This window comes from Ornithobacterium rhinotracheale DSM 15997 (genome assembly GCF_000265465.1).
GTDB classification, from domain to species: domain Bacteria; phylum Bacteroidota; class Bacteroidia; order Flavobacteriales; family Weeksellaceae; genus Ornithobacterium; species Ornithobacterium rhinotracheale.
Map to the genome: position 1 here is coordinate 636404 of NC_018016.1, position 12298 is coordinate 648701.

A 12298-nucleotide genomic window follows, 5' to 3' on the forward strand; every position below is an offset into this window, starting at 1 on the left:
ATATTTAAACAAAATGAAGACAATGAAATATAGAAACTTTTTACTTTTATTCTTAGTAAGCATCTGCACTTGGGCGCAAGTGCCAGATTATTATAAAAGTTTAGATTTAACCAAAACAGGCGAAGCTTTTAAAAAAGAGCTAAGCCAACTAATTACCCAAACACATAAACGAACATTAAATTATAGCGAAGTAAACGGGGTGCTAAAAGTGAGCGATCGCGATCCTCAAAATCCGAATAATGTTTTGCTAATTTATGGAAGCGAAAACAACAACGGAAAACATGCTAGAAACAGAAATAAAAACAATACTGGTGGAGGAAAAGATCAGTGGAACAAAGAGCATGTTTATGCAAGAGCCTTGGGTAATCCTAATTTAGGGAGTGAAGGACCAGGCGCAGATGCTCATCATTTACGACCTGCCGACCCGCCACTCAATAGCGACCGTGGCAGTTTACCATTTGACGACGGTCGTGGAGCCAAAGCCTACAAAACCAATCGTGGCGGCTGGTTCCCTGGCGACGAATGGAAAGGCGATGTGGCGCGTATGATGATGTATATGGCAGTGCGTTACGGCGAGCGATGCAATCCAAAACGCGTGGGAATGGCTCCTTATACCTTTTCAAAAGATTTCCCAGACATTTTCCTAAAATGGAATATTGAAGATCCCGTTTCTGATTTTGAAAAACAACGAAACGAAGCTATCGCAAAGGTGCAAGGGAATAGAAATCCATTTATCGATAATCCAAATTTGGCTACACGCATTTGGGGAGGTCCTGCGGCTCAAGACAATTGGGGGAATGGCATACAAACGCCTGTTTCTCCCGCTCCAAACCAGCCAGAAGACACAAATGACAGAGGTATTCAAAATTTGCGTGCAAGTAATGTAAACCCTACCAATCTTACATTGACTTGGGATTTACCAGAAAACTACCGAAGTGTGGCTTATTATGATGTATTTGCAAACGATACTTTTAAACAAAAGGCTTTTACCAACACAGCTTTAATTACCAAACTTCAGCCAGAAACTTCATACACTTTCAAAGTTGTAGCCAAAAAATCTAATGGCGAAACTACGGGAGAAAGCCAAACATTTGATTTCACCACACCCGCGGGATTCCCAGACATTACAAACTCGACAAAAACCAACAAAGATCTCGTGTTCTACCCGAACCCTGTAACCGATAGCAAATTGAATGTTGATGGTAAAAACTTGCAAAATATAAAATGGATAAAAATCTATGATTTGCAAGGAAGATTACAGAAAAATATCGTCAATCCATTTATACACGAAAGAGGAGGAGGATATACGATAGATATTTCAAACTTGACAAAAGGTATTTATATACTTAAAACACCTTCTCATCAAGAAAAAATATTAGTCCTTTAAAAATGTGAAAGCTGCGTTCAATGAACGCAGCTTTTTTCATATTAGAAAATTCATCCCCTTCATTGTTTCAATTAAATATTCAAATAACCCGTAGTGCATTATCGAATGAGGTTAATTTTTAAATTGTTAATGTTACTATGAAAGACAAATTTATTGAGATATTGAATAGTAGTCAAGGAGGTAATTTTTGCCAATATTCTTGTTTTGAATCCTTCAAAAGATTTGGCATAATTACGCCGTATCATAAATTGGTCACACAACTGCGAGAATAAAGTTTCTATACGTTTTCTACACTTTCTGAATGGATAGAACTGAGTTTTGTAATCTTTTTGATTTTTTCTTTTAGGGGTTTCTAACTGGATTTTCACCTCATTGAACAAGTCAAGCTGAACCGTTTGAGAAAGATAGCCCCTGTCTCCAAGTAACACGCAATCAGAAATTTGAAGTTTTATGTCTTTCAAATAATGAATGTCGTGAACGGAGGCGGGAGATAAGTCAAAACTTTGGAACACACCAGCAATAGAACAGATCGCATGTAGCTTGTAACCATAAAAGTGTAGATTTTGAGAAGCACAAAAACCTTTATTTGGCATTGAAAAGCTATTTTCTTTACAGATTTTGCTTCTGGAAGAGCGGGATAATTTACACACTTCTAAAGGCATGCTGTCCACCAAGAAATAGTTTTCAAAATCATTGAACTTTTTCACCATTTTGCACCTAATTTCTTCAAGAAAAGGGAAGAGTTTTCGTTTTCTTCTGTTGTAAACACTCCTTTCAATTTTAGATTCAATAGCCCAACCTTTTATCTCTCTAAAAAGCTGGTACTCAGAATCGATAGATTTAAATTCTGCTAAAATAATTAAGCTTATCAGCTCTATATCAGATAATTTTGGTTTCACTGGTTTAAAATAAAAATTTTCAGTTCCTGAAATTTCTATTAGTTTATTCAAAATAAAATTGTAACTTGCCTCTAGGTTGCTCATAATTGTATTTGATGGGTAACCAATGCAATTTACTTTTCTTTAGGCTCATGGGCAACCTTTTTTATAATGCACTACGGGTTCAAATAAAAATTTTTTAAACCTATTTGTATCTCCGTCTATTATTTATTATTATTTTTGTCAATATTTCACAACTTAAACAACTCAATATTAACGAAAAAGAACAAGCATTTTCACATATCAATCAATCTGATTTTAATAAAACAACATAAAATCACAACACATGAAAAAGTTTATTTTTGGGCTACTGCTCCTAGTAGCTGGAACCGCAATCAACCAAGCACATGCAGCCAGAATTAAGGTAGGAAATGTAGAAAAAATCAAAAAAGTTGCAGACCTCCCCAACACCGATGAATACCAAGGCGATTATGGAGACCATATTGATGTCGGGGCTAAATATACAGTATTCACTGTGATGGAGCTACCTGTTTGGCCTACGGAATCGCCTCAGCTTGTTGGGTTAAGCACTTCCAAGGATTTATATTACGACATTCCCCAAGAAACCATGAAGGAGGTTTTGAAAGAGAACAACTTACCGAGCCATGACGAACTCCTTTCCAAAGTGAGCTTCTGGGACAAGTATTTAGGAATGGTAGTCATTGTAGGGATTGTCGTGGCTTATTTTGTCTACCAAACTCTCACCTCAAAGGAAAGTGACAAAGACGAAGTACTAGATGATGGAACCGAGGAAAACAAAAACTAAAATAGCGCGAGCGATAAAATTGTATTTCTTTTTTCAGAATTAAAAAAATCAATCGCTCTTTTTGAATTTTCAAAAATACTTAATAGAAAATAATCTATATTTTTTATATTTGTAGAAATCAAAAAAATAAAACATAATGAATCTTCACGAATATCAAGGCAAAGAACTTTTAGGTAGATACGGAGTGAAAACCCAAAGAGGGATTGTAGCGTCTACTCCAGAAGAAGCAGTGAAAATGGCAGAACGCCTTACTGATTCTACAGGAACTCAGTGGTATGTAATCAAAGCACAAGTACACGCTGGAGGACGCGGAAAGGCAGGCGGTGTAAAATTGGCTAAATCCCTAGAAGATGTAAAAGAAATTTCTTCTAAAATTTTGGGAATGCGCATCGTAACGCCCCAAACATCTGCCGAAGGTAAATTGGTAAACCAAGTATTAATTGCCGAAGATGTTTATTACCCAGGCGAAAACCCTACTGCAGAATACTACATGTCTGTATTGCTTAACCGCGCAACAGGAAAAAATATGATTATGTACTCTCCAGAAGGAGGTATGGACATCGAAGAAGTTGCCGAAAAAATGCCTGATAAAATCTTTAAAGAAATCATCGACCCAGCAGTGGGATTGCGCCCATTCCAAGCCAATCGTATTGCCTTTAATTTAGGACTAGAGGGAGATGCTTTCAAAGATATGGTGAAATTTGTTTACGCGCTGTACGAGGCTTACATTCAATCTGATGCCTCCATGTTTGAGATTAATCCAGTTTTAAAAACTTCAGACAATCAAATTTTGGCAGTAGATTGCAAAGTTTCTATCGACAACAATGCACTTTTCAGACACAAAGACATCGCAGAAATGCGCGACATTCGTGAGGAAGATCCTACCGAAGTAGAAGCTGGAGAAGCTGGCTTAAACTTCGTGAAACTCGACGGAAATGTGGGCTGTATGGTAAACGGAGCTGGACTTGCCATGGCAACGATGGATATTATTAAACTTTCTGGCGGAAACCCTGCCAACTTCCTTGATGTGGGTGGTACTGCCGATGCCGAGCGTGTAGAAAAAGCATTCCGCATTATTTTAAAAGATGAGAATGTTCGTGCAATTTTGGTAAATATTTTCGGTGGAATCGTGAGATGTGATCGCGTAGCGCAAGGTATCATCGAAGCTTATAAAAATCTAGGAGACACCATCACTGTGCCAATCATCGTAAGATTGCAAGGAACCAATGCCGAGGAAGCTAAGAAAATGATTGATGAAAGCGGATTAAAAGTTTATTCTGCCATCACATTGCAAGAGGTAGCCGACAAGGTGAGAGAAGTTATTGATTAATAATTCAATCAAGCAAAATATAAAATCCGTATGATTTTCCTTTCATACGGATTTTTTTATGCAAAAAAAGCAACTACCCGATGATTGGTAGCTGCTCCTCTCTTAAATATTATAAAAATTGAAAAAACTATTCGTACACGCTCAATTTACCAAAGTGTTCGGCTAAAAGATAATAGAAAATCGCACGGTACTTTCTCGGATTAGATTTCCCCATTTTCTCTGCCACTTCTTTGATTGCCCCATCTAAATCATCTGCCTCAGAGAGTCCTAATTTTTTAATTAAGAAATTCTGTTTCACTCGCTCCACTTCGCTTTTATCTGAAGTGGAAACAAAGGCAGAATCTGCATTGTAAATAGATGGACCTAGCCCCTTCACCACCTTGGTGAATAATGCTTGATTGCACGCAATGTTTTTCTCTTTCATCACGCCCAACATTTCAGTTACTTTTTCATCAAATTTGCTCATAATTCTAATTTTTTGACAGGCTAAATTTAGCAATTAATAACTGAAAATCAAAATTTTAACTATTTTTTACTTCAAATATACGCGTTCCACGCGTGGCGCAACCGAGGTGATGATTTCGTAAGGAATCGTTCCTGCCGCCTCTGCCACTTCATAAATGCTAGGATTTTCGCCAAAAACCACGACTTCATCGCCTTCTTTGCAATCAATATGGGTAACATCTACCATAAACATGTCCATACAAATCGTTCCCGTGATCGGTGCCTTTTGCCCATGAATACACACAAAACCTTTCTGGCTAAAGCTACGATGTACACCATCGGCATATCCGAGCGAAACTACGGCAATTTTCATATCGTTTACTGCTTTAAACCTTCTGCCATAGCTTATGGTTTCGCCTGCTTTAATTTCGCGAATTTGAGAGATAAACGATTTTAAACTCACTGCGATTTCGAGGTTCTCGCGCTCTGCTTCTGTGGCAGCCACCCCATACATTCCGATCCCCAGACGCTCCATATCCAGCTGAAATTTGGGAAAGCGAAAAATCGCCGCAGAATTGGCAATATGGCGCAATGGGCGATAGCCTAAGTTAAAGGCAATTCGCTCATAATATTCGTCAAAGCGATTGTACTGCTCGGTAGTAAATTCTTCGCCGTCGGGCTCATCGCTCACCGCAAAATGTGAAAAAACAGAAGCTACCTTAACATACGGATTGTCGGCAAGTTGCGCGATCAATTCATGCAAATCGCTTTCGCCAAAGCCCAAACGATTCATTCCTGTATTAAGCTTTAAATGTATAGGATAGGCTTGCTGAATTTCTTTATCAATTAATTTCTGGGTAAAAAGATTTAAGATTCTAAAGTTAAAAATCGACGGCTCTGCGTTTAAATCAATCACTTGTTCGCAAGCGATTTCATCGGTATTGAGCACCATAATGGGCTTATCGATCCCCGCTTTGCGCAAGTCGGCAACTTCTTTGGCAAAGGCTACTGCCAAGTAATCTGCTTGGTCGTTTAGTGCTTTAGAAATCTCCACCGCCCCGAGCCCATAAGCATTGGCTTTCACCATGGCAATTAGCTTTGTTTCGGGGTTCATTTTCTGCTTGGCATAGTCCACATTGCTTTTAATCGCTGCAAGGTCTATCTCCAAAATGGCATGTCTGCTATAAAGCATTTATAGTAAATTTTGATTAAAGGTCTTTGTTATAAATACTTAAAATTCGTTTTTTTAGATATTCTGAGGGCTTTTTAAGTGGCTCAGAATACAAATAATAATCGGTAGTATTATTGTTTAAATTGATTTCTTGGTACGCTGGAATATTCTCTTCTGAGTTTTCAAGCAACACCACGGTAGAATCATTTTTAAAATAAGCCGCCTCTACCCAATAGGCTGGGCCATAGAACACGATTCTTTGCACTTTTTTCTCTGGAATGTTTACCAAAACCACCTCTTGATCTGCATTGATTTGCAATTTCTTATCTTTATCCATTCCCCACTTGTAGCTATCGATGTCGATGTATTGTGTAGAATCTGAATTGTAAATTAGATAATCTTTGTACAAGGGATCAAAATTCTTGTCCCACACGGGAACAACGCTGCTATTGCCTCTAATGATTTCAAAAGTGCCATCTTTTTTAAAATTCTCGGTAGAGAAATCACTCTGCAATCTCTTGTAGTAGTCTACCCAAGCATTAAATTCATTGGGCTTATTGGTTACTATTTCCTCGGTTGGTTTTTCTACTTTTGTTTCTGGAGTATCTGGCAAGTCGCTCGGTTTCGAATCTTTCTTCAAATCACAGCTCCAGAAAAATAAAATTGCTAAAAATGCGTATATTCTTGTATATTTCATATCTAATTTTGCTACGAATTTATAAAGAATTTTACTAAAAAATGGTTTTCTTTTATATTTTTAAAACCATTGCCAATTTATTTAACAAAAAAAGCCCTTTTTCGTAATAAAAAAGAGCTTTTAAATGATGTTTAAAGTCCTGTTTTTACTTCACAAAATCGTGAGAGGCAAGCATTTTTTCTGGGTCTAAAATGGCATCTAATTTCTCTTTGGACAACAAACCGTGCTCAAGCACTAAATCATATACAGACTTGCCTGTTTCTAGAGCTTCTTTAGCGATTTTGGTGCTGTTTTTATACCCAATATAAGGGTTCAATGCGGTTACGATTCCGATGCTGTTCATCACCATGTTTTTACAAACTTCGCGATTGGCTGTGATGCCTTCCACACATTTGGTGCGCAAGGTGGTAATTGCTCTTTGCAAAAATTCAATGGATTCGATGATAGATTCGCACAATACAGGCTCCATTACATTCAATTGCAATTGCCCTGCCTCGGCAGCGAAAGTTACCGTTAAATCATTTCCAAATACTTTAAAACATACTTGGTTTACGACCTCTGGAATCACAGGATTTACTTTCCCTGGCATGATGGAAGAACCTGGCTGCATTTTAGGCAAATTGATTTCGTTCAATCCCGCTCTAGGCCCAGAGGATAACAAACGCAAATCGTTACAGATTTTTGAGAGTTTTACGGCTAATCTCTTCAAGGCTGAAGAATAGATTACATAAGAACCTGTGTCTGGTGTTGCCTCTACCAAGTTGGGCGCAGAAACAAACGGATCCCCTGTGAGTTTAGCCAAATTAGCCGCACATAGCTTAGCATATCTCGGCGGAGCGTTCAATCCTGTACCGATGGCTGTTCCTCCCATATTGATTTCTAAAAATAAACTAGCGTTATTATCCAATCTCGCAATTTCTTCCTCCAAGTTGGCAGCAAAGGCTTCGAACTCTTGCCCCAAAGTCATAGGCACGGCATCTTGCAATTGCGTACGCCCCATTTTAATGACATCTTCGAATTCTTTTCCTTTGTTTCTAAAAGCTTGTACCAGCTCTTGGATATGGGTTACCAGAATTTTATTCATATTAATCACCGCCAATTTCACCGTGGTAGGGTACACATCGTTGGTAGATTGCGAAAGGTTCAAATGATCGTTTGGATAACAGTGCTGATAATCCCCTTTTTCGTAGCCCATGATTTCGAGCGCACGGTTGGCTATCACCTCATTAGCATTCATATTCACAGAAGTTCCCGCTCCCCCTTGAATCATATCTACAGGGAACTGGTCATGAAATTGCCCATCGATGATCTCCTCGCAGGCTTGTGTAATGGCTTTTAATAATTTCTCATCTAGAAGCCCAAGCTCGTAATTGGTTTGTGCTGCGGCTAACTTAACATAAGCAATCGCCTTCACAAATTCGGAATAATCCCCCATTTTCTTACCAGTGATAAAGAAATTATCAACCGCACGCTGGGTTTGCACACCATAATAAGCATCTTTGGGAACCTGCTTGTCTCCTAGCAAATCAGATTCTATTCTAAATTCTTGCATAGATTGTTTGTATTTTTAATATTGAGGTAAAGGTACAAATTTCTTTATCTGATTTAAAAATATTTTCACGCATAAATTCTCATGGAACTATAAATATTCTTTTCGCCCTATTTTACCAAAATGATTATTCCTCTATTTCCTCCTCCTTTTGTTTTATCCCTGAATTTAAAGTAAAGAATTAAGACTTAAACTAAATGCTTGTCCTTAGGCTAACAGAGTGTCTGTTCTTAGGCTAACAGGGTGCTTGTCCTTAGGCTGACAGAGTGCCTGTCCTTAGGCTAACAGGGTGCCTGTCCTTAGGCTAACGAACACCCCTGCCTTATAAAGCAAAAGGGTTCTGCTCGTGCGAGCAGAACCCTCCATATTGTAAAATAAGCCTTTTTTGACCTTTAGGCAATAACGATAGGTATGTTCAAAGATTCTGTACGAGGCTCTTTGAGCAATGCCGAACCCGTAGAGCTTTGCGTGGTTACACGTAACTCATAATTGCCATTGGCTAAATCCGCAGGCACCAAAATCAGCAAACGAGAAGGCTCGTTAAGTACCACATTCTCGGCAGGGAGCTTGGTTTCCTTTTGATTGTCTAGGTTTTTAAAGGTTACTCCATTCTTAGGGTCTTCGCCGGCAATTTTGAGGTATGTGCCTTTGATTTCGGCGTTTTTCCCTTTAGTGAGGGTACCGTCGCTCTTGCCTGTTGCCTTGTCGGTAATGCTAAATAGGCTCATCGGGCTGGCTTGCTCGCCGAGTATTTCCACCTTGGTATCTTCGCTGGCTTTTCTTAATTCTAAGCCTTGGTTTACATTCACATACACCGAATGCTTTTCTTTATCAAAAGATTTATCATAGAACACACCCTTTATGGCAGGGCGCATATACACTAGTCCTGTGTTTACGCTGTATCCATTCAATACCAATTCCGAGGCTTTACGGTTAAAGCGTGTAATGATGTCTATGGCAGTTTCGGTTTGGATTTCCATACCCTCTTTTTGTAGAGCTTCTACCACCTCTTTGAGCCCTAGGCTCCCGTTCATCAACGGAACGGCAACAAAATCGGCTTTATCCTCCTTGGTTAAAAGATTAGGACGAAGCCATGCTTTTAAATTGTTCATATTTGTGTTATTTTTTATGGGTTAAACTTTATTGATATATTCTTCTTAAATAAATTCCCCTCTCTCTGAAAGGGGAATTTTCATTACTTCATAAAAATATGATATGATCCATCGTCTACCTCATCTATCTTAATATATTTAAAGAAGATTTTATATAAAATATCCTTTCCATTAATATTTCCTTCTATGTGTACAACTTTCAACCCTAAAGGTATGACCTTCTTTATCTCTACATAGAAATCCCCAGTCTCTTCGTATACCAGTACATCTATTATCAACCTCACTTTGACTTAAATACCAATACACTTCTCCAGTAAATGTATATGTTTTATCTTCCCATGATGGTTTAATAAAATCTGAACATTTATAAACGACAGTTTCTATCCAAGGATTTTCTATACATGCACCAAAGAGATTTGCTTCAGCTTGTGCTTCTTTTCCCCAAACAAAATCAAGCGCAGCTATTTCTGCCGCTTCTATTGCCTTTAAATCGGCGTCATCCTGACTAATCCTGCTAGTAGCTGTTTTTGTAGCTGTATATGTAACTAAATAATCTCCTCCATATTTCCCTACCCCACAATTATTTCTTTTATAACTCTTGCGTGCGGTATGACTTTTTGTAGAAGTATAGATACGACCACCTCCACCGCCTCCGCCACTACTTGGTGGATTTGGGTTGTAGTAATTACAAGAACCGTTGCTATTGGCATAGGCTTGTCCGTAATCATTTACAAGTCTTTGAGCCTCGGCATAAGCTGCGTTTCCTGCTTTTTGGTCGGCGTCATACTGGCTTATGGTACTAGTAGCGGTTTCTGTTGCCTCCCTACGATAAGTTACACTTGTCCCATAATAATTGCTACCACAATTGTTTCTGGTAAAACTACGGCTATAGCTTCTCGTCTGCGTAGAGGTGTAGGTATTAGCGTTACATTTTCCATTCGTATTGGCATACGCCTGTCCTCCTTCATTTACTAATTTTTTTGCTTCCTCCAGTGCCTTAGCTTTCGCTTTTTGGTCAGCATCTGCTTGGCTCACTGTACTTGTAGCCGTTGCGGTAGCTTCTCTTTGGTAAATTACAGCGGTACCTGTGTAGCCACTAGCACAGTTGTTTCTGGTAAAGTTCTTGCTAAAAGATTGCCTTTGAGAGGATGTATAGGTTTTTGGAGCTTCTAACGCCTGCAATACCACCTGTGCGTTTATAGCTATGCCACTAAAAAATAAAATTAAAAATACTAAAACTCGCTTCATTGTTTTATTTTTTAATTAACTGCATCTCCAGTAATCGTAGCAGTGCTTGCAGTATCTTTAATGACACCTATGGCAGAATATTTAGCTCTTGTTTTCTTACCTCTTGCAGTTTCCAATTCCACGCCACTACCAGCTATGGTAACTTGCCCTGTGCCTTTTTGCACCACCACACAACTAAAGCCTGCAGGCAAAGAAGATGGTACCGTAACGGTAGCAGCATTAGTACTATTTACATAGACATAGCCACCATTATCCGTAGCTCCAAGTGTAATATCTCCTGTAACCGTTCTGATTGGGGATTTTGTAGAGATAACATTCGAATTGCTAATTTCTATACCTGTACCAGCTGTATAAGTTTTCCCTACACCGTTATCAGAGCCTATTTTCAATACCCCATTTGCATCTGCTACTACCACGCGCTCGCCACTTCCTTTTAGGCTAGAAGAAAGAATGCTACCATTTACTTGTAGTTTCGCATCGTTGTCATTAGTCTCAAAGTTACTAATATTAACTCCTACTTGCCCATTTCTAAGCACTGTAAAAGCATCGGATTTTGTATCTCTGATTCCGTTTCCTAAAACCATTAAACGATTCTTATCACTTTTAGCAAAAGAATTTGGTTTTGGATTTGTTTCATCTGTATTAAGATACCCCATCGCAACAGTCGCCCAAGAAGAGGCAGTCGTTTTATTCCCCATCGCAGTGGAAGAATACCCACTAGCAGTCGTTTGATTTCCCATCGCTGTAGAATAATTCTCGCTAGCGGTCGTTTGATACCCCATCGCTGTAGAGGTTCCCCCACTAGCGGTCGTTTGATACCCCATCGCTGTAGAAGCAGTACTACTAGCGGTAGCTTCAACCCCCATCGCAGTGGAAGAATCTCCACTAGCTGTAGTTTTTACCCCCATCGCAGTAGAAGAATTTCCAGAGGCTTTGGTCTTATACCCTATTGCAGCAGAATTTGCGCCAGAGGCTATCGACTCAGATCCAAATACCACAGAAGAATTTCCAGAGGCTTTGGTACGCCAACCCGCAGCTAAAGAATAATCACCAGTAGCTCCATAGTTGTTTGGGGACTGATGCTCTCTTGCAGAGGTAAATGTAACGGCATCCAAACCTGTATCTCCAAAGGCTTGGTCTTGCCCTCTTCTCACCAAAGCCCAACCCGTTTTCCCATTTTCTGTAATTTGTTCTAAGCCTGAGCTAGAGAAAGTATTACCTGAAAGCTTTAACCCCGCTCCAGCTTGATAAATACCTCCAACAGCTCCAGCTCCCATAGCTTTCCATGTCCCTCCATTGAGATTGGTACTTTTGTTTTCGTAGTAATAAAAGCCTGGTTTTACTTGTACATTCCCTATCCCAGAAGTACCCGTTGCGGTGTTATACACCAACATCCCATCTAAACGGTTGGGGTAGGCAGAAATAATACCATTGGGCACCGCTACCATCGTTTTAAGCTGGGTTAAGTCTGTTCTCGGAAACACCAAACCTTTTCCTATATTCGTTGATTTATTCCACGCAACTGAGGAGGATGCATCTAGAAAAGGGGTTTGACTTGAAATTGTATTTTGAGAAATATCTTTATTTGTTCTTATTTGAGCATAGGTGCTTAGGCTAAGCCCTACCGCTCCTAATAGTATATATTTTTTCATTTTG

At 39.1% G+C, this 12298-nt stretch carries 11 protein-coding genes; 3 read left to right on the forward strand and 8 right to left on the reverse strand.

What is annotated here, in order from left to right:
• The first annotated feature begins 13 nt into the window (after window positions 1-13).
• On the forward strand, window positions 14-1387 hold the full coding sequence (locus tag ORNRH_RS11515) for an endonuclease (protein WP_014790431.1): 1374 nt from the start codon (window positions 14-16) through the stop codon (window positions 1385-1387).
• A 98-nt stretch (window positions 1388-1485) separates the two neighbouring features.
• On the opposite strand, the gene ORNRH_RS02955 is transcribed toward ORNRH_RS11515, so the two are convergent.
• Entirely contained in the window at window positions 1486-2370 is an 885-nt protein-coding gene (locus tag ORNRH_RS02955) for an IS982 family transposase (RefSeq protein WP_014790432.1), read from the reverse strand.
• Between the two features lie 241 nt (window positions 2371-2611).
• On the opposite strand from ORNRH_RS02955, the gene ORNRH_RS02960 reads away from it, so the two are divergent.
• Window positions 2612-3091, forward strand: a complete 480-nt coding sequence (locus ORNRH_RS02960; protein ID WP_014790433.1) for a hypothetical protein — start codon at window positions 2612-2614, stop codon at window positions 3089-3091.
• Between the two features lie 136 nt (window positions 3092-3227).
• On the forward strand, window positions 3228-4421 hold the full coding sequence (gene sucC / locus ORNRH_RS02965) for an ADP-forming succinate--CoA ligase subunit beta (RefSeq protein ID WP_014790434.1): 1194 nt from the start codon (window positions 3228-3230) through the stop codon (window positions 4419-4421).
• 127 nt (window positions 4422-4548) lie between these two features.
• Here the strand turns inward: sucC and ORNRH_RS02970 are convergent, their stop codons facing one another.
• The 7 genes from ORNRH_RS02970 to ORNRH_RS03000 all read right to left on the reverse strand — a co-directional run bounded on the left by ORNRH_RS02970 (window position 4549) and on the right by ORNRH_RS03000 (window position 12294).
• Window positions 4549-4887, reverse strand: coding sequence for a DUF2853 family protein (locus ORNRH_RS02970; RefSeq protein WP_014790435.1), 339 nt, complete (start codon window positions 4885-4887; stop codon window positions 4549-4551).
• A gap of 66 nt (window positions 4888-4953) precedes the next feature.
• The gene (gene alr / locus ORNRH_RS02975; RefSeq protein ID WP_014790436.1) at window positions 4954-6057 is read right to left on the reverse strand and encodes an alanine racemase; all 1104 of its coding nucleotides are present in this window, start codon (window positions 6055-6057) and stop codon (window positions 4954-4956) included.
• A 16-nt stretch (window positions 6058-6073) separates the two neighbouring features.
• Complete coding sequence (locus ORNRH_RS02980) at window positions 6074-6733, reverse strand: hypothetical protein (protein ID WP_014790437.1); 660 nt, start codon at window positions 6731-6733, stop codon at window positions 6074-6076.
• Between the two features lie 145 nt (window positions 6734-6878).
• Entirely contained in the window at window positions 6879-8285 is a 1407-nt protein-coding gene (aspA, locus tag ORNRH_RS02985) for an aspartate ammonia-lyase (protein WP_014790438.1), read from the reverse strand.
• 389 nt (window positions 8286-8674) lie between these two features.
• Window positions 8675-9394 carry a DNA-binding domain-containing protein gene (locus ORNRH_RS02990; RefSeq protein ID WP_014790439.1) on the reverse strand — a complete coding sequence of 240 codons (720 nt, stop codon included), beginning with the start codon at window positions 9392-9394 and terminating at the stop codon, window positions 8675-8677.
• 171 nt (window positions 9395-9565) lie between these two features.
• A complete protein-coding gene (locus ORNRH_RS02995; RefSeq protein ID WP_014790440.1) occupies window positions 9566-10642 on the reverse strand; it encodes a DUF5977 domain-containing protein in 1077 nt (358 codons plus the stop codon).
• Window positions 10643-10653: 11 nt separating this feature from the next.
• On the reverse strand, window positions 10654-12294 hold the full coding sequence (locus ORNRH_RS03000) for a hemagglutinin-like protein (RefSeq protein WP_014790441.1): 1641 nt from the start codon (window positions 12292-12294) through the stop codon (window positions 10654-10656).
• Between the last annotated feature and the right edge of the window lie 4 nt (window positions 12295-12298).